This window comes from Mucilaginibacter sp. (assembly GCF_028288105.1).
Classification (GTDB): domain Bacteria; phylum Bacteroidota; class Bacteroidia; order Sphingobacteriales; family Sphingobacteriaceae; genus Mucilaginibacter.
The window spans coordinates 17,990-36,930 of sequence record NZ_JAQBOI010000109.1; the positions used below are offsets into that span (position 1 = coordinate 17,990).

General features: G+C 42.3%; 18 protein-coding genes. 6 read left to right on the forward strand and 12 right to left on the reverse strand.

Annotated elements, in window-relative coordinates; translation table 11 throughout:
- Positions 1–58 precede the first annotated feature (58 nt).
- The 3 genes from JWQ85_RS07775 to JWQ85_RS07785 form a co-directional block, all read right to left on the reverse strand.
- Positions 59–2,755 carry a TonB-dependent receptor plug domain-containing protein gene (locus JWQ85_RS07775; protein ID WP_299466450.1) on the reverse strand — a complete coding sequence of 899 codons (2,697 nt, stop codon included), beginning with the start codon at positions 2,753–2,755 and terminating at the stop codon, positions 59–61.
- A 61-nt stretch (positions 2,756–2,816) separates the two neighbouring features.
- Positions 2,817–3,353 carry a dCTP deaminase gene (dcd, locus tag JWQ85_RS07780; RefSeq protein WP_299466453.1) on the reverse strand — a complete coding sequence of 179 codons (537 nt, stop codon included), beginning with the start codon at positions 3,351–3,353 and terminating at the stop codon, positions 2,817–2,819.
- A gap of 154 nt (positions 3,354–3,507) precedes the next feature.
- Positions 3,508–3,639, reverse strand: a complete 132-nt coding sequence (locus tag JWQ85_RS07785) for a hypothetical protein (RefSeq protein WP_299466455.1) — start codon at positions 3,637–3,639, stop codon at positions 3,508–3,510.
- A gap of 140 nt (positions 3,640–3,779) precedes the next feature.
- Here JWQ85_RS07785 and JWQ85_RS07790 point away from each other — a divergent pair, with 140 nt between their 5' ends.
- From JWQ85_RS07790 to JWQ85_RS07810, 5 genes are all read left to right on the forward strand, one after another.
- The gene (locus tag JWQ85_RS07790; protein ID WP_299466458.1) at positions 3,780–4,418 is read left to right on the forward strand and encodes a 4'-phosphopantetheinyl transferase superfamily protein; all 639 of its coding nucleotides are present in this window, start codon (positions 3,780–3,782) and stop codon (positions 4,416–4,418) included.
- A gap of 2 nt (positions 4,419–4,420) precedes the next feature.
- Positions 4,421–5,149, forward strand: coding sequence for a lipoyl(octanoyl) transferase LipB (gene lipB, locus JWQ85_RS07795; protein ID WP_299466461.1), 729 nt, complete (start codon positions 4,421–4,423; stop codon positions 5,147–5,149).
- A complete protein-coding gene (locus JWQ85_RS07800) occupies positions 5,149–5,871 on the forward strand; it encodes an SGNH/GDSL hydrolase family protein (protein WP_299466463.1) in 723 nt (240 codons plus the stop codon). The genes lipB and JWQ85_RS07800 overlap by 1 nt, the downstream gene beginning before the upstream one ends.
- Before the next feature lie 49 nt (positions 5,872–5,920).
- Positions 5,921–6,277 carry a DUF488 domain-containing protein gene (locus tag JWQ85_RS07805; protein WP_299466466.1) on the forward strand — a complete coding sequence of 119 codons (357 nt, stop codon included), beginning with the start codon at positions 5,921–5,923 and terminating at the stop codon, positions 6,275–6,277.
- 71 nt (positions 6,278–6,348) lie between these two features.
- The gene (locus JWQ85_RS07810; RefSeq protein WP_299466469.1) at positions 6,349–6,789 is read left to right on the forward strand and encodes a hypothetical protein; all 441 of its coding nucleotides are present in this window, start codon (positions 6,349–6,351) and stop codon (positions 6,787–6,789) included.
- A 39-nt stretch (positions 6,790–6,828) separates the two neighbouring features.
- On the opposite strand, the gene JWQ85_RS07815 is transcribed toward JWQ85_RS07810, so the two are convergent.
- The 9 genes from JWQ85_RS07815 to JWQ85_RS07855 form a co-directional block, all read right to left on the reverse strand.
- Positions 6,829–8,259 carry an L-serine ammonia-lyase gene (locus tag JWQ85_RS07815; RefSeq protein ID WP_299466472.1) on the reverse strand — a complete coding sequence of 477 codons (1,431 nt, stop codon included), beginning with the start codon at positions 8,257–8,259 and terminating at the stop codon, positions 6,829–6,831.
- Positions 8,260–8,320: 61 nt separating this feature from the next.
- Positions 8,321–9,106: a mechanosensitive ion channel family protein gene (locus JWQ85_RS07820; RefSeq protein WP_299466475.1), complete on the reverse strand. Its 786-nt coding sequence runs from the start codon at positions 9,104–9,106 to the stop codon at positions 8,321–8,323.
- A gap of 334 nt (positions 9,107–9,440) precedes the next feature.
- Positions 9,441–11,078 carry a chaperonin GroEL gene (gene groL, locus JWQ85_RS07825; protein WP_299466478.1) on the reverse strand — a complete coding sequence of 546 codons (1,638 nt, stop codon included), beginning with the start codon at positions 11,076–11,078 and terminating at the stop codon, positions 9,441–9,443.
- A gap of 85 nt (positions 11,079–11,163) precedes the next feature.
- A complete protein-coding gene (groES, locus tag JWQ85_RS07830; protein ID WP_299466481.1) occupies positions 11,164–11,460 on the reverse strand; it encodes a co-chaperone GroES in 297 nt (98 codons plus the stop codon).
- A 244-nt stretch (positions 11,461–11,704) separates the two neighbouring features.
- A complete protein-coding gene (gene secG, locus JWQ85_RS07835) occupies positions 11,705–12,064 on the reverse strand; it encodes a preprotein translocase subunit SecG (RefSeq protein WP_299466484.1) in 360 nt (119 codons plus the stop codon).
- An 11-nt stretch (positions 12,065–12,075) separates the two neighbouring features.
- The gene (locus tag JWQ85_RS07840; protein ID WP_299466487.1) at positions 12,076–13,608 is read right to left on the reverse strand and encodes a hypothetical protein; all 1,533 of its coding nucleotides are present in this window, start codon (positions 13,606–13,608) and stop codon (positions 12,076–12,078) included.
- Positions 13,609–13,632: 24 nt separating this feature from the next.
- Positions 13,633–14,160, reverse strand: coding sequence for an LptE family protein (lptE, locus tag JWQ85_RS07845; protein ID WP_299466490.1), 528 nt, complete (start codon positions 14,158–14,160; stop codon positions 13,633–13,635).
- A 6-nt stretch (positions 14,161–14,166) separates the two neighbouring features.
- Complete coding sequence (locus tag JWQ85_RS07850; protein ID WP_299466492.1) at positions 14,167–15,408, reverse strand: sigma-54-dependent Fis family transcriptional regulator; 1,242 nt, start codon at positions 15,406–15,408, stop codon at positions 14,167–14,169.
- Positions 15,409–15,491: 83 nt separating this feature from the next.
- Positions 15,492–16,979 carry a MiaB/RimO family radical SAM methylthiotransferase gene (locus tag JWQ85_RS07855; RefSeq protein ID WP_299466495.1) on the reverse strand — a complete coding sequence of 496 codons (1,488 nt, stop codon included), beginning with the start codon at positions 16,977–16,979 and terminating at the stop codon, positions 15,492–15,494.
- 152 nt (positions 16,980–17,131) lie between these two features.
- Here JWQ85_RS07855 and JWQ85_RS07860 point away from each other — a divergent pair, with 152 nt between their 5' ends.
- Positions 17,132–18,940 carry a hypothetical protein gene (locus JWQ85_RS07860; protein ID WP_299466498.1) on the forward strand — a complete coding sequence of 603 codons (1,809 nt, stop codon included), beginning with the start codon at positions 17,132–17,134 and terminating at the stop codon, positions 18,938–18,940.
- The last annotated feature ends 1 nt before the right edge of the window (position 18,941 follow it).

Below are 18,941 nucleotides of genomic sequence, written 5' to 3' on the forward strand. Positions count from 1 at the left end.
CAAGCCTGCTATTTAGTCAAGAATTCGCCCAGCGAATTCTTGACTTTTGACTTTTGACTTACTCCACCTTATACCTAAATACCTGCCTGCCAATATTCCCTTCACTATCAATACCTTCTACAACCACGCGATAGGTACCATTACTGCCTGCATTATTAAATTCTATTGATGCCTTACCGCCAGCTATTACTACATCAGGTTTCCAGAATATAGTAGTACGTAGATCGGCAAGCTTTTCATTCGTTTTAGCATCATACCGCGGCGAATAAAAAGCGCGTGCCTTGTATATGCCTTTAGGCTTATAAGGTATTATGCCCCGGCCAAAGGTTTGCGGGTAATAGGTAGGCTCATCGCCACGCTTGGTAGTAACTATTAAAACGCCATTACCGCCCCTGCCGCCATAAATGCCGGCCGTGCCTATATTACGCAATACTTCTATAGATTGTACATCATTAATGTTCAGGCTATTCATAAAGCCGGCATCGCTATATACCCCATCAATTATAACAAGCATACGCCCCCCGCCCCGGGTTGTTATTGGCACCCCATTGCGGAACAGTACACCAAGCAAGCGCCCCTGCAGGCAATCCGACAGGCGTATACAGCCATAGTTAACCAGGTCTTTACTTAATAAAACCTGATCGGCATTACCGGGCCCATTTAAATTTGATGAATGCTTAAGCGCATTTCGCTTTTCCCTTATCTGCACCTCCCGTAAACTTATTACATGGTTACCCAGGCCATATTTCATTTGTTCGAAATATAACTGTTTGTTGTTTTGCGCGTAGGCAGTAACGCTGCTACCTGTATTTACATCAAAATCCGCGGCGTTCTTATAATCAGAAGCGGGTGGCGGCGATATAGTATCCATCTTTATCACTACATCCCTTTTATTTTTGGCAGTACGTGCCTGTATCAAAAATTTAAGGCTGTCTGCATATATGATGTCTTTAAATGCGAAACGCCCATTTTGGTCGGTAACAGCATCCAGCTTAAGTAATCCGTCATCAAAATTTATCAATTCTACCTTGCCATTTACCACGGGGCCGCCAGATGGTGTTGTAATCCTGCCGGATATAGTAAAAGTAGTTTCCCGCGGATAACGATTGGGCGATTGTGTTCCGCTCTGCACGTTTCTCCATTCAAACCGGTGATACCCCTGGGTTAGCATAAGCGCATCCAGATCGGCGCTGGTTTTATCATTAACGTTATTAAAATAATAGGCCGGTTGTTCAACATATCCTTTCAGATCTGAAGTAAGCAGCAGGTTAGCCAGGATATTGTTCTCGTTGTTTTCATTAACCGGCACCTTGGTTTCATCAACCACAGATACAGAAAAGCTACCTGCCGCCGCTTTGCCTTCATTATCTTTAGCATCAATATTCAATTTAACTTTTTGCCTTGGCGAGTAGCTTTGGTTATCTGCGGTTACTGATAAATTTAACCGATCTTGTGGGTTTTGGATAAACACCAACCGCTCGTTTAGCGGCTCGCCTGTTGAGGAAAATAAGGTGAATTGCGCTATGCCCGAAGGGAATTTATTTTTTGGCACAACGGCCAAAAACTGGTTGGTGCCGGGTTTACTTTTAGCCGCATAATATATTTTGCCGGCGCTTTGGGCAACCAGGCTAAAACCATCGCCGGGTTGTTTTACAGCAGTAACAGTTACTTTTAAATTTTGAGCATCGGGCGAAGAAATGTTGAGGACATACCCTTTATCGGCAGCTTTGGGCAGGCTTGCCGAACCTTTAGATCCATCCGGGTAAACAATTTCTGCCTTATAGGCTTTACCGCCCTGCGGGGTAAATTCAAATGCGCCCATCCCCAGGTGCGAGGTGTTTATGGCGGCCACTTTATTACCCGCATTATCTACAATATTCCCTTTTATATCAACCCCCAGGCCATCTGTACCGATGGCTTTAAACGCAATTTTGGTGGCTGTGCCATTCACCATACTACCCCCCTCCGGGAAAAACTGAACATCAGCCCCACCGGCCATTGCCCTTATCGGTGTGCTTTTGTATGCTATGTTCCCTTTTGATATTACTAAGCCGGTAACTATGCGCCCCCTGCTTAACAAAGCGGGATTATCCCCGGCAAAACTCAGGTGCAGGTTGCCTTCGCTATCGGTAACACCTTTGCCTTTTGTTACAATAGCATTATTTAATAACACCGTATAATTAACCGTATTACCCACATAAGCAACCCCGTTTATATCGCTATAATTTATAGTTGTGTTAATAATACTCTGCCCGTTTTGGGCCGCGTGATTAAAGGTTGTTTTTGTAAAAACCTTATTGGTTATTACGTTGCCTATGCTTATCGCCTTATCAAAAATATACTCGCTGCCATAATTTTGCATGTATTGGGTGTAGGCCCGTATGCGGTAATTGCCCTCGTGCAGGGTATCGGGCAGGGCGAAATCACCAAAGGCAAGGCCATTCTTTAATTGCAATTTCAGGCTTTGCTTAATGCTATCCTGCCCATCAACCAATTCTACATTCAAAATACCGCTATCTGGCTGTAAGCGATGCAAAAGGCCCGTAATTACATAGGCTTTAAACCATATATCATCGCCGGCGGTATAATATGGTTTATCAAGATGCAGGTGTACTTTTTCTATCGGATGGTTATCCGTCCATTTTTCCAACTGGCGTTGAATCCTGGTAATGATATCATCATCGATGCTAAAACTGTAAATACCGATAATACTGATGGCTAAAAATAGCCCTGTAAAGAAACGTTTATAGGCCATAATTCACAGATAAATCACATTAATAAACAATGCTAACAGATTATTGTGATTACCTATAGCATTAAAACTTATTCTTCCACATCATGCTCTCAACGGGGCGCGTTGTTGGGTTATTATACTTCGCGTTACTTTTAGTATTGTATAAGGTCGCTATTTCGCCTTCAACAACAAAATATATTAACTGGCCAATAGGCATGCCTGCATATATTTTAACCGGCTGCGCACATGATATCTCCAGCGTCCAGGTATTACAGAAACCTACATCGCCTTTACCAGCGGTAGCATGTATATCAATACCCAACCTGCCCGTGCTCGATTTCCCCTCTAAAAACGGCACATGCTTATGTGTTTCGGTGTACTCTACTGTCACCCCCAGGTACAGGGTATTTGGCTGTAGAATAAAACCTTCTTTAGGGATCTCAAAACTAATTATCTCATTATGCAGCTTAGCATCCAAAACCCTGTCTTTATAAGTTGCCAGGTGTTTGCTTAAATGCACATCGTACGAGTTTGTACCCAGGCATTCCGGCTTAAATGGCTCAATTATAATGGTTCCTTTTTCAATTTCTTCGAGGATGCGTTTGTCTGATAAAATCATAAGTATATTGCTGCCCTAAATTATAATTAATTGGCCTAACTGCCAATAATTATTACGCGCCCTGCCAAGTATAAAAACAACAAAGCCGCCTGTACAAATTGCACAATGCGGCCAAATTGAACCACCGGTTGCTGGTATTCACCTACACAATATCCTACCCCAAGGTTTTAATGTGCTTTTGCACCTCTATGCTTTTTGTTGTGGTATTAGCTATACGCTGCTTCATGCATCCTTCTGTTATGGCCACGGCTAATAAAACAGCGGCCGCTATGTATATCTTCTTCATTGTGTGTTAATTGCGATAAAAACTGTTTAACTAATAGTATGACGTACGTTTTACCCGAATAGTTACAATCAGAAAAATTATCGTTAATTATTATATTTAGCTGATATAAATTGGCAACCTTTTTTGCAATTTTACCATTCATGGCAATAGCGTACCGACAACAAATTGATGATGATACAGAGTTTGCGCTGTGGAAGATAGAGGAAACCGCCGACGAGCTATACAAACAGCTGCAACTGGACGAAACCGAAAAGGCCTACACCAAAAAACTAAGCAAGAGCAAGCGCTACCTGCACTGGCTGGGCACACGCGTTTTGCTGCGTAAAATGCTGCGTACCGAAGAATTTATTGACAGTAAGGTTGATAGCCATGGCAAACCTTACCTGGTGAGCCTACCCTACCATATATCGTTAAGCCACTCGTTTGATTATGCCGCGGTAATGATCAGCAAAACCAGCCCTGTAGGTATCGATATTGAACAGATAAAAGAAAAAGTAGAGCGCATTGCCCATAAGTTTATGCGCCCCGAAGAAATAGCTTTTATTGAAGACCGACATAAAATTCAGCAATTGTATGTGTGCTGGTGCGCTAAGGAGGCCGTGTATAAATGTTACGGCCAAAAAGAGGTATCATTTGCCGATAATATATCTTTGCAGCCTTTTACCTTTCAGCACCATGATATGCTGCAGGCTAAATTACACAAGGGCGAAGTTAACATAGATTACGAAGTTGGCTACCTGCAATACGAAGATTATATGATAGGATACGTGAAGGGATAATAATGAAGAACAAAAAAGTAATTTTTCAGGATTGGGGATTAACCGATTATCAGGTAGCATGGCAGCGACAGGAAACACTGTTTGGCGAAACCGTTAAGCTAAAAACCGAGATCCGTAACCGTACGCCTGTACTTGCCGAAGGCGATCCCGGGTTCGACGATACCATTACACCTAACTACCTTGTTTTTTGCGAGCACCCGCATGTATACACATTAGGTAAAAGCGGCAAAGCCGAGCATTTATTGCTGGATGAGCAGGGCCTTAAAGATAAAAACGCCGTTTATTACCCAGTTAATCGTGGCGGCGATATTACCTACCATGGCCCCGGCCAATTAGTAAGTTACCCTATTTTAGACCTCGACAACTTTTTTACCGATATACACCTTTACCTGCGCACGCTGGAAGAAGCCATTATTCTTACCCTTGCCCATTATAGCCTTAAAGGCGAACGCTACCCCGGTTATACCGGTGTTTGGTTTGATGCTGATAACGAGCACGCCCGAAAGGTCTGTGCTATGGGTGTACGCTGTAGCAGGTGGGTTACCATGCACGGGCTGTCATTTAACGTAAATACCGATCTTGATTATTTTAAGAACATTGTTCCCTGCGGCATTGATGATAAGGCGGTAACCTCAATTGAATTAGAACTGGGCCGAAAGGTTGATATAAACGAAGTTAAAGAAATCCTAAAACATCATATTTCCGTACTTTTTGGTATGGAGATGATTTAATGAGGATACGTACAATACTATTTTTGATTGGCACACTGGCTGCCTGCACAAAATCACCAAGTCAGCCACCGGCGGTAAAAACCATTGATAACAATATGCCTATTTCCGACTCACTAACATACCTGGCACTGGGCGACTCGTACACCATTGGCGAAGCTGTTCCGCAGGAGCAATCGTTCCCCTATCAATTGGTGCATAACCTTAATGCGACCAATCACTTTGTTGAGAAACCAGAGATCATCGCCGTAACTGGCTGGACCACCGGCGATCTTAAAAAAGGCATAACATCCCGAGATTTAAAAAACCATCAATACAACATAGTAACCCTGCTTATTGGCGTAAACAACCAGTACCGTGGCTATAGCAAGGAAGATTACCGTACCGAATTTATTGAGCTGTTAAATACTGCCATTAGCTATGCGGGCGGCAACAAGCAGCATGTATTTGTACTATCCATACCCGACTGGAGTGCTACCCCCTTTGCCAAAGCCAATGGTTTTGATCTTAACAAAGTAAATGTGGAGATAGATGGGTTTAATGCTATCAACAAGCAGGAAACCGAGACGCTGGGTGTAGCTTACGTAGATATTACCCCTTCGTCCCGCCAGGCGGCAAACGACTACGGCCTAACCGCTAACGATGGCCTGCACCCTTCTAACCGCATGTACAGTATGTGGGTGAACCAACTGCTCCCGGTGGTGAATGCACAGTTGAAGTATTAAATTTTACATTTTGCTCTGATGCTTATCTTTATATAATTAGTTAAGTATCATGGGAACAATCAAAATAAAACGGATCTACGAGCCTTTTGATAAGCAGGACGGTATGCGTATACTGGTTGACCGTTTATGGCCACGCGGTGTAAAAAAGGAAACGGCGCATCTTGATGAATGGATGAAAGCAATTGCCCCTTCTACCGAATTGCGAAAATGGTTTAACCACGATACGCCAAAATGGGACCAGTTCCAACTAAAGTATACGCATGAGCTTATGCAAAATGATGCTGTTAAAGAGCTGCTTGATCTTGTAAAAAAGCACAAAACAATTACCCTGCTCTACGCCGCCCACGACGAGAAACATAACCACGCTTTGGTTTTACAAGAATTTATAGGTGAGGTGCTTAAATAAACTACGGGTTATTTTTACAGTGATTTAAATTTTGTAGAAAATTTATATATTTAGGTAATTATAACCCTGTTATGAAAGCCTTATTTATTACCCTTATTTGTATTGTATTTGTTTTTGCCGGCTGTAAAAAAGAAGCCCAGCCCGGAACAGAAATAACTGCCAAAACCATACTTGGCAAATGGACGGTTTCGAGCATAACATATCAGAGCTACCGTGATGGAAAGCTTGAGCGCGAAGACCCGCTTGAAGCATATGCTTATGACTTTGAATTTAAAACTGATGGAACCGTTGGGTATACGGAAGGCGACGTAACTTCATCCGGCGAATTCAATATAAAATACGAATCGGGGAAATACTACTATTGGGTAGGTATACAGGGCCGTGCCGGTTACCTTGACGAAGGCAGGGCCGAAATTAAAATGATCAACAAAAACTCCTTCACACTCCGGTTCGAAACTTCCGACGTTACCGGCCTCAGATACGTGGTGCTTGAAACTATGGTGAGAAAGTAATTCTATCTAATTGATATCATGCGCGTCTCGTTTTTGTGCTTAACACTCCGGCAAACTAATAGGAATATTTATTGCCAGTCCGCCATCTGATGTTTCTTTGTATTTAGAGTTCATATCCTGGGCGGTTTGCCACATGGTGCGCACCACGGCATCCAGGCTTACCTTGGCTTTATCCGGGTTACTTTGCAGGGCCAGCTGGCTTGCGGTAATAGCTTTTATAGCCCCCATGGTATTGCGTTCGATACATGGCACCTGTACAAGGCCGCCGATAGGGTCGCAGGTCATGCCCAGGTGGTGTTCCATGGCTATTTCGGCTGCCATTAGTACTTGTCGCTGGTTGCCACCTAAACACTCTGTAAGCGCTGCTGCCGCCATTGCAGATGATACGCCAATTTCGGCCTGGCAGCCACCCATGGCCGCGGATATAGTAGCGCCTTTTTTGAAGATACTGCCTATCTCAGATGCGGTAAACAGGAACTGGATTATTTTTTGCTCATCAAAGCCATCGCAAAAGGATATGTAATATTGCAGCACAGCGGGTATAACACCTGCCGCGCCATTGGTGGGGGCGGTTACCACACGGCCAAAAGAGGCATTCTCCTCGTTCACAGCCAGCGCGAAACAACTTACCCAATCTAATATATTCTGGAAACTGTTACCGGTTTGCCGCATGGCCTGTACCCATTCGTTATAATTGGTATATGTTTGGCCTTTTAACAGGCGCTTATTTAACGCGCATGCACGGCGGGCAACATTAAGGCCGCCGGGAAGGCTCCCCGCGGTATGGCAGCCACGATACATACATTCCTGCATCACTTTAAATATATTGAGCACGCCGTTACGGGTTTCCTGTTCGGTTCGCCAGGCAAGCTCATTCTCCATTACCACTTCGGATATTTTAAGTCCCGTTTTTATACACCAGTGCAGCAGGTCGCCGGCGGTATCAATTGGGAACGGCAGGTCAACTTCAGTTTTATGATGGCTCTGCACGCCTTCCTTTACCACGAAGCCGCCACCTATAGAATAGAACGTGGCCGACACAGCTGTTTCGTTACTCAAAAAAGCCTGGAAAGTTACCGCGTTTGGGTGGTAAGGCAGGCTCTCGGTAAACAGGAACAGCATATCATCTTCAGCAAAGAAACTTATCTCTTTACTTCCGTTTAAAAGCAGTTTATGGGTATTGTTTATATCGGCTATTTTGGTGTCTATTTTATCCACCTCAAAGGTTACCGGGTCATCGCCGCTAAGGCCAAGCAGTATGGCTATATCGGTACCGTGCCCCTTGCCGGTTTTGGCCAGCGAACCGTAAAGGAGTATTTTTATTTCAACAACAAGTGGCAGCACTTCTTGCTGCTGCAACACTTCAACAAATTGCTGCGCGGCACGCCATGGCCCAAGCGTATGTGAGCTTGACGGGCCTATGCCTATCTTGAACATGTCAAATACAGAAATTTGCTCTCGTTGTTGCATCAATTTGGAGATTGTATATGAGGTAAAATTACGCAATTGAGCGCAGAGATTTGCAGTTTACTTACATCCCCGGCAGTTTTATTCCGGCGGCTTTCAGGTCGTTAATTATTGTTTCCTGTAGTGTTATTTTGGTATGCAAAAAATTTACCGGCTCAACCCATACCCTTACGGTAAAACGCATGCCGTCTGCTTCAAGTAGCAATACACCTACCCGGGTAGCGGGTTCATCTAAAACATTTGGGGTTTGTTTTATGGCTTTTGCTAAAATGCCTTTCACCTGCTCAATATCAACAGCAAAACCCAGCTTAAAATCTACATCAAGGCGTCGTTTACCCTGGCGGGTAATGTTGGTTATTACCTCATTAAACAGTTTACCGTTGGGTATTATAACTGTTTTATTATCGGCAGTAAGTATTTCGGTATAAAAAAGTTGTATGGCTTGTACGCGGCCGTCTTGCCCCTGGGCAATTATATGGTCGTCAATTCCGAATGGCTTTAACAGTAATATTAAAACCCCGCCTGCAAAATTTTGCAATGTACCGGATAATGCCAAACCTGCAGCCACACTTAAGGCACCAATAACTGTACTGATAAATGTAAGCTGAAAGCCTACAACATTAAATACGGTTATAATTAATACCGCATATAAAGCTGTGATAGACAGGCTTAGAAAAAATGGTTGTAAAGATGAATGGATCTCCCTTTTGCTCATCCGCCGGGTAAGGCTCGATTTAATGAACCCAATAACCCAAAGGCCCACAAAAAAAAGGACTATTCCGAATAAGAACTTTGGCCCATAATTTACCAGCCAAACGTGCAGTGTGTGATAGAATTCTTTAAGCTCCATAGATAGAAGCCAAAATTAAGACTTTTTTATTAACTATACAGGGTTACAAACAGCTCGGGGCCTTTAAACAAAAGCCACTCTACAATGCGGCTATGTATGTGTCTCCTTTTTTTTACTATTTGTTTCATACCAGCATATAATCAAATGCTATGCCTATTCACCCAAACGATAATAATGTTACATAAAATTAATATAAATGCGAATAACCATTGAATACTTGCTAATATTCAATTTGATAACCCATGCAGTATCCAGAAAAAAGGAAAAAGCTCTATAAACAAAGAATCCCTGTCTATAAAAATAGACAGGGGTTCCTGATATTATATTAGGGGTATTACATCATACCGCCCATGCCACCGCCGCCGCCCATTGATGGCATGCCACCTTTGTCGTCATCAGGCTCGTCTGCCAACACACACTCGGTGGTTAACAACATAGCCGCGATAGAAGCTGCGTTCTCTAATGCTACACGGCCTACTTTAGTAGGGTCGATAACACCTGCGCCAATTAAGTTCTCGTATTTATCGGTACGTGCGTTGTAACCAAAATCGCCAGAACCTTCTTTAACTTTTTGTACAACTATTGAACCTTCAATACCCGCGTTATCGCAGATCTGACGTAATGGCTCTTCAATAGCACGACGGATGATCTGGATACCAGTGTTTTCATCTTCGTTAGCACCTTTAAGATCTGTTAAAGCAACAACCGCACGGATGAAGGCAACGCCACCACCTGCAACAATACCTTCTTCAACAGCCGCACGGGTTGCATGTAAAGCATCGTCAACACGGTCTTTTTTCTCTTTCATTTCAACTTCAGAAGCAGCACCAATGTATAATACCGCAACACCGCCAGATAATTTGGCTAAACGTTCCTGAAGTTTTTCTTTATCGTAATCAGATGTAGTAGTTTCGATCTGCGCACGGATCTCGCCAACACGGCCTTTGATCAAGTCATGATCACCAGAACCATTAACAAGTGTAGTGTTGTCTTTATCAATAGTGATCTTTTCTGCCTGGCCTAACATTGAAAGGTCTGCGCTTTCTAATTTGTAACCACGCTCTTCAGATATTACCGTACCACCTGTTAAAACAGCGATATCTTCTAACATTGCTTTACGACGATCGCCAAAGCCTGGTGCTTTAACAGCAGCGACTTTAAGCGAACCGCGAATTTTGTTAACTACTAAGGTAGCTAATGCTTCGCCGTCTAAATCTTCAGCAATAATTAAAAGTGGTTTACCTGTTTGTACTTGTTTCTCCAGGATAGGAAGTAATTCCTTCATTGAAGAGATCTTTTTATCGTAGATAAGGATGTATGGGTTTTCTAACTCAACTTCCATTTTATCTGAATTGGTAACAAAGTATGGAGAAAGGTAACCACGGTCAAACTGCATACCTTCAACAGTTTTAACTTCAGTTTCAGTACCTTTTGCTTCTTCAACAGTGATAACACCTGATGTACCAACTTTTTGCATAGCCTCAGCTATTAATGAGCCGATAACTTCATCGTTATTAGCAGATATAGCAGCTACTTGTTTTATTTTGTTGTTGTCTTCGCCAACAGTTTGTGATTGAGCTTTTAAGTTTGCTACTACAGCAGCAACCGCTTTATCAATACCGCGTTTCAAATCCATTGGGTTTGCACCTGCTGCAACGTTTTTAATACCTGCAGTAACAATAGCTTGCGCTAAAACGGTAGCAGTAGTAGTCCCATCACCTGCAATATCAGCGGTTTTTGATGCAACTTCTTTAACCATTTGTGCACCCATATTTTCAATAGGGTCTTTAAGTTCAATTTCTTTAGCTACAGTAACACCATCTTTAGTAACAACTGGTGAACCAAACTTTTTATCGATAATTACGTGACGGCCTTTAGGGCCTAATGTAACTTTAACCGCGTTAGCTAAAATATCAACACCACGCTTTAAAGCGTCACGTGCCTCAACATTATATTTAACTTGTTTTGCCATTTATTTTTTTATTTATTGAATTAATGATTTAGTGAATTAGTGATTAAGAAGTGAAGGAAAGATCGGTCACTTTATAATTCAGTAATTAGTTAAGGACTGCGTAAATGTCAGATTCGCGCATGATCAAATATTCCTTACCATCAAGAGTGATCTCGGTACCGGCATATTTACCATATAAAACTTCGTCACCAACTTTAACGGTCATAGGGATAAGGGCGCCTGATGCATCAGCATACCTACCAGGGCCAACAGATACGATGGTTCCTTTTTGTGGTTTCTCCTGTGCTGTTTCCGGGATGTAAATACCAGAAGCGGTTTTGGTTTCTGCAGCAGCAGCTTCAACAACCACTCTGTCTGCACTTGGTTTAATGTTTAATGACATAGTAATACTATTTTGATTTTATAATTTTAAGTTTTCGTTTATGCTTTTCACATCAATTATGCCAAGCGGCAAAATTTTTATGTATTGGCATGTTTACTGTTTTATTGTCACCTTTTGCATGTAAGCTTACAACATGCTCATATGAACTTAATATACAAGTGCCATCATGTCAGTAACCGTATTTTCAGCAAAAAAGGCCTTGGAATAATCCAAAGCCTTTTTTGGTATGTGCTTAAAATGCTAATTACTTTTTAGGAGCAGGCTGCGCCGGTGCAGGTGTAGTTGCAGGCGTGTTTAATGGTGCCGTTGCCGGAGCTGCAGATGGTTTAGATGCCTTCTTAATTTGCTCCATTAATTGAGGATCGTCGCTTTTTTGCGCGCCACCTTTAACAGATACATTAATAATAAGCGATAAAACCATAATGCTGATAGCCAGCACCCAGGTACCTTTTTCTAAGAAATCGCCGGTTTTTTGTACGCCCATTAATTGTGACGAACCTGAAAAATTTGATGCTAAACCGCCGCCTTTAGGGTTTTGGATTAATACGATCAGCCCTAAAAGGACACATAAAATGATCGTGATGATGATTAAAACTAAATACATTTCTTATTATATCAATTGGTTTTCTTTTCTAACTGTTCAATCTGGGCAGCAAAGTAAAGCTTTTTTTCCGGAAATTTCAATATCAATTTTTTATAAGTAGCTATCGCTTTATGATATAGCATCTGGTCGTTATATATACGGGCCAGTGTTTCCGTTACCAGTTCGTCCTGGTCTTCCGAGCTTTTCTTCGCTTTATTCTCATTATCCAGCTTATCTGCCGATAGAGGCTTTATCTGCGGCTCGGTATGTATGAACCGCTCTATAATAATATCTTCTTTTTTATTTTGGTCAAATTCTACTCTTGCCGCGTCGGCGTCCCTATCCACACCACCTGCTGATGTAAGGCTGAATATATTTTCGTAATACTGTTGCTGCAATTCATCAGCAGTACTCATTTTTGATGGGACGGCTGTTTCGGTTCCACCAAAGTTATCTGCTGTATCCGCGTAAGGCTGAAAATTACCGGCATGCTCTTTACGGGTTTTATTTAGCCACCACATAAAGGTATAAGGCATTTTATCATCATCGTAACGTGAAACTTCCTGCGTTTCGGCAGTTGGCTCAGTTACGGTTTGCGGCTGTTCTGCTATGTTTGATGTGTTTTCTGCAGGTGCAGCATTACGCAATTCATCCAGTTTTTTATCAAATCTCAGATAATCGGCATTTACTATGCCTCCTAAAATAAGCCGTTCTTCCTGCTCGTTAATACTTCTTTCAGCATTTTGCGCCGGCTCCACAGCCTGCTCCGGCTGATGGAACAATACAAACGATGCCTCTTCTTCTTCGGGCCCCATCTCTATAGTAGGGTCGCTAAACCTTGCTTCGGTAACGGGCTCGGCAGGGGCGTTATATTCTTCGCTCGCGATGGCCTCAAAACCAATATCCTCTATACTTACTATCTCATCATACACCTCATCCTCAATATCGTGATGCGGATGCTCTGGCGTATGGCTATTATCTGGTTTAGGGAAACGAGAACCATAACCCTGGTTTTCTTCTTTTAAAGATGACAAGTTTTCATCTGCCTCCGGCGGGTTTTGATCAACAGTTCCTTCAATTACAGGTTCTGTTTTAATCTCGTCGGTTTCATTATTAATTTCTGTCGATTCAGCTATCTCTTTATCAGCCTCTTCAATAATCGGTGCCTCTGTTATCTCTTCGTAGGTTTCATCCTGATACTCGTCTTGTACCGGCTCCGTTTGTGGTTCGTCGGTTACAATAACTTCTTCCTGCCCGTTATTATTGTTTTGGTGATTTATGTAGATATTATCCGCTAAAGGAAGTATGCTTGAGCTTTTAACTACCGCCAGATCTTCGGGGTGGTTAACCAGTTTGTGTAAAATACGGGGGCTATAATAAACCGCGGCCTTGCTTAATTGTTGCTTATTGCCTGCACGGGCAAGCAATACCTGTAATATCCCGCTTTGCGGATTATCAAGAACCAAACGCTCCAGGCTTTGGGTATATGTCGAACCTGTGTCGGCCGGATTGGCCAGCAAGTCCCATAAAATTTCTTTTTGCCTGTTATCTAAGTATTGATCCACCTGGTTTTTTAAAATAATTACCTATTAATTCCAATTGGCAAAGGCCCTGTTAAAAATATCTTCTGTTAACTGCTTAACTATGTCCTGTATCAAACTCTGTTCCTGCGCTGTACTTTCGCCTGTAAATTCTTTATATTTAGTGAACGGTTCTTCAAAACTAAGCTTTTTATCGGCTTCGTATACATATTTCACGTTAACCGTTATGGTTAAACGGCTTGCTCCTGCAATTGGCGGGGCGTTATTATTTGTAGCCTGTATAGAAACCGGTGCAATGCTATAGCCTATAATAGCCCCGCTCATGGTGGCGTTTGCCTCGCCACGTACAATGCTTATGCTTGTTTGCGTACGGATACGGTTTTTTAATGCTTCAGTAAAAGTTTGGCTTAAAGTGCTCACTACAAGCGGTGCATTATTTTCAAAAAACTGTATGTCTATTGTTTTCAGGTCGGGGGGTATTGATGCGCCGTTAAGTGAAAGTTTATAGGCACACGATGCCAGAAATATACTGCCGGTACCTGTTGTTACCAGGCTTAAAAATTGCCTTCTCCTCATTTATATCTATAAATCTAATTCTTTTATTTTGCGATACAAAGTCCTTTCTGATATACCCAGCTCGTTAGCGGCAAGCTTGCGTTTGCCTTTATGCTTTTTAAGTGCTTTACGTATCAGGTCAGATTCTTTTTCAATCAGCGATAACGATTCTTCAACCTCTTCGGCCTCTTGCGTTAAGTTGTAATCATTACTATTGCCCGCGTTATTGTTAACGGGCTGCTGCAGCGTAAATTGTGCATCGTGGTTATTGTTTGGCAATTCAATATCCCGATACAATTGGGTTATAGCCTGCGAGTTGTTTTGATAGTTGGTGCTCACACCGCCGTGCTCAATAATATCGGCTACCAGCTTTTTCAACTCCACCATATCGCGCTTCATATCAAACAGCACTTTATACAGGATATCCCTTTCAGAAAAATCTTCTTTAGGTTGATTATCCAGGCGCATAGGCAGGTTGCTCCTGCTGGCTTCATGCGGGATATAGGTTGACAAAGTTGCCGCTGTTATTACACGGTCGCGCTCTAAAACAGCTAATTGCTCGGCCATATTTTTTAACTGGCGAACGTTACCCGGCCATGAATAATTGATAAGTACCTGCTGCGCTTCCTCATCCAATTGAATAGGCGGGGTGCGGTATTTATCAGTAAAATCTGCTGTGAATTTGCGGAACAGCAAAAATACATCTTCTTTCCTATCGCGCAGTGGCGGGATCCGTAGTGGAACGGTATTTAACCTGTAGTAAAGGTCTTCCCTAAACCTGCCGGCTTTTACGGCATCGTAAACATCAACATTGGTTGCGGCAATAACACGTACGTTAGTTTTTTCTACTTTAGATGAACCCACCCTTATATACTGGCCGGATTCTAAAACACGTAGCAAACGCGCCTGTGTACCCAAGGGCATCTCGGCAATTTCGTCAAGGAATATAGTACCACCATTAACGGTTTCAAAATAACCTTTACGTTCGCCAATAGCACCTGTATAAGCACCTTTTTCGTGGCCAAAAAGTTCTGAATCAATAGTACCTTCCGGGATAGCACCGCAGTTAACTGCGATGAACGGCCCATGCTTGCGCGGACTCATCTGGTGAATGATGTGCGAAAAAACCTCTTTACCGCTACCGCTTTCGCCGGTAATTAATACCGAGATATCAGTAGGTGCAACCTGGTTCGCAATATTTATAGCCCTGTTCAACAACGGCGAATTACCGATGATGCCAAAACGTTGTTTAATTTCTTGAATATCCATATTTGTTAGTGAGTAGTTGATTGGATTGAATTGGTGAGTAGTTGTTACTTTGCCAAACCACTCTCTTAATCAACACAATTAACTCAATCAACAATAGTTCCTATCAATGTTGCCGAGGTAGTCCTCTCCACCAATACATTTACATATTGGCCCGGTTTGTAATTTTCACTTACCGGGAATATTACCATAGCGTTCTGATCACTTCGGCCGCAATAATCTTTGTCAGATTTTTTAGAGTAGCCTTCTATCAGCACCTTCTCTACTTTGCCAATCCGCGCCTGCATCCGGTAAAAAGAATATTCCTGCTGCTTGGCTACGATCTGTGCTAAACGGCGTTGTTTAATTTCCTCGGGGATATCATCCGCATAACGTTTGGCTGCTAATGTACCCGGCCTTTCGCTGTATTTAAACATGTAAGCAAAATCGTACTTTACGTAATCCATCATGGTTACGGTATCGTTATGCTCGTCTTCTGTTTCGGTGCAAAAACCGGTGATCACATCTGTTGATATAGCACATTCCGGTATTATCCTGCGGATAGCATCTATCCTGTTCATATACCATTCGCGGTCGTAAGTACGGTTCATGATATCCAGGATACGGCTGTTACCGCTTTGCACCGGCAGGTGTATATAATTGCAGATGTTCTCGTATTTGGCAATGGTATGCAAAACCTCGTCGGTAATATCTTTAGGGTGCGATGTGGAAAAACGCACACGCAACTCCGGACTAACCAATGCAACCATCTCTAACAGGTTGGCAAAGTTTACAACTTCCGGAGCCTCACCTAAATCCTCTCCAAAGGAGAGGACTTTTCCGTCCTCTTCAGAACCCTCTCCTTTGGAGAGGGCAGGGTGAGGCTTTGTCCATTTGTATGAGTCCACATTTTGGCCCAACAGCGTTACTTCGCGGTAGCCTTTATCAAAAAGATCTTTACATTCAGCTACAACAGAATAAGCATCACGACTACGCTCGCGGCCACGGGTAAAAGGCACTACGCAAAACGAGCACATATTATCGCAGCCACGCATAATAGATACAAAGGCATTAATGCCGTTGCTGTTTAATCTTACCGGGCTAATATCTGCATAGGTTTCTTCGCGGCTAAGCAGTACGTTAACTGCACGCTGGCCACTATCAACCTGTTCTATTAAATTTGGCAGATCGCGGTAGGCATCGGGGCCAACCACAACATCAACCAATTTTTCTTCTTCTAAAAATTTGGCTTTTAAACGCTCGGCCATACAGCCCAACACGCCAACCACCATACCGGGGTTTCTAAATTTAGCACCGGCAAATTCTTTCAGTCGGTTACGTACCCGCACCTCAGCGTTCTCACGAATGGAACAGGTGTTAATGAAAATCACATCGGCATTATTAAAATCTGATGTGGTTTCAAAACCTTTCTCGGCTAATATCGAAGCTACTATTTCACTGTCAGAGAAGTTCATGGCACAGCCATAGCTTTCAATATAAAGCTTACGCCCATTATGTTTACCAACAGGCTCTAATATTAAAGCCTCGCCCTGCCTGCTCTCATCATGCACTTTATCCGGAATAAGCAAATCCATTGTCATCTAAAAAATTGAACAGCAAAAATACATAATTTTTATATAATGATGTGACAGTTTGTCAGCGTTTAACAATTTTCGGTTTTTGTTGTTACAATAAACGATTAGCCACCATAGGGTTGCTTAAAAACAAATAATTATGAGAATAAGTAATGGCTGTTAAATTTTTAAAGCACAGGTGGCAAAAAATACTGCTCATTGTAATGGGCATATTGGTATTATTGGTATTGATACCCGCACTATTTCTTAATAGCTTTTTAGCCCCAAAGCTTTCGGATAAATTAAAAGAAGCTGTTTTAAAAGGAACTGATAGTCTTTACACCATCAACTACAGCGATCTTGACCTGAATGTATTGCAGGGCAAAGCAGTGCTTTACGATATTACATTTAAGCCAGATACAGTCGTTTATAAACAGATGAAAAAGCGGGGCGCGGCGCCCAATAATTTATATGAACTGCATGTTAAACGCCTATATATATCAAACGCGCACGCATTTGAGCTGTACTTTAAAAAGAAGCTGAATATTGGCCGCATCACTTTAAACTCTCCCGAAATATTGATCAGTAAATATTCGGATAAGGGTACCGATACAGCAAAGAAGGACAAACGTACCCTTTACCAAAAAATCTCAAAAAGTTTAAAACTGGTGCATGTTGGCGAGATACTTTTTACTGATATAAATTACAAGCAACGCAATTATACCGGCCCTAAAGTTGCCGTATCTCAACTTAAGGAAATGGATTTAAAGGCTACCGATTTGCTGATAGATTCGGCTACCCAAACTGATACTTCGCGCTTTTTATATTGTAAAGACATTACTACCGAATTAAAAAACTACAGCAGTAAATCGGGCGATGGATTGTACACCTTTAAAGTTAAATCTACCAAACTATCCACCCAAACAAAAAAGCTTACCATAACCGGGTTAGACTTAAAGCCGATAGACCGGGCCGCGTTTTTCCAGAAAAGCAAAAAAGACCGCTTCACCCTGCATCTTGAAAACATAACGCTTAACAATTTCGATTATATCACTTACCAAAAATCACAAATTATTGATATTAAAAAACTGATAATTGACAAAGGATATTTCGCGGTATTCAGCAACTATAATGGCCAGCTTAAAACTACCGACAGGCTGGTAACCTTCCCGCACTGGGCCATACGTCATGCTATTAAAGCTACCTTAAATATTGATACGCTCGACCTGAAGCGCATGAGCTTTATGTATTCACAGCTTAATAAAACATCAAAAAAGTTTGGCCATCTAAAGTTTAATGACATAAACGGCAGGTTCCGCAACCTAACCAATCGTAAGGAAGACCTGAAAAAGAATAACCTGGCCACCGCAAATATTACCAGCTATTTTATGGGTAAGGCAAAGTTCGATCTGCATTTTGTGTTTAACCTTAACGATGCTGCTTACAGTTACTCTTACAAAGGCCACCTTGCCCCAATGAACATGGCCGATGTAAACCCCGTTCTGATGCCGCTATCTATGGTTAAAATAACATCGGGCAGGGTAAGCAGCTTTGATTTTGACGTTCACAGCACCCAAAAGCTATCAAAAGGCACTGTTTCCTTTTTATATAAAGACCTGAACGTTGATGTGCTGCGCCCCGATTACACCAAAAAAACCCTGATCAGCGCCCTGGCCAATACCGTAATTTTAAAACACGATAACCCGGATGACGGCGATAAAACACCAAGATTGACTAATGTTGTATACATCCGCCCTGCAAATTTCCCGTTCTTTAAAACAGTTTGGCACGTGTTGCTCAACGGCATAAAAAACTGCGCAGGCATAGGCCCCGCCCAGGAGAAAAAGCTTAGTCAGCAAACGGATTCAAACGACAAAAAAGAGCAGGAAAAGATCATCAAAAAGGCCGTAAAGGAAAAAGAGAAAGAGGATAAGAAGTTTAAAGAAAAAGTGAAGGAGAAGGCCGAGGGGAAGAAGAGTTAAA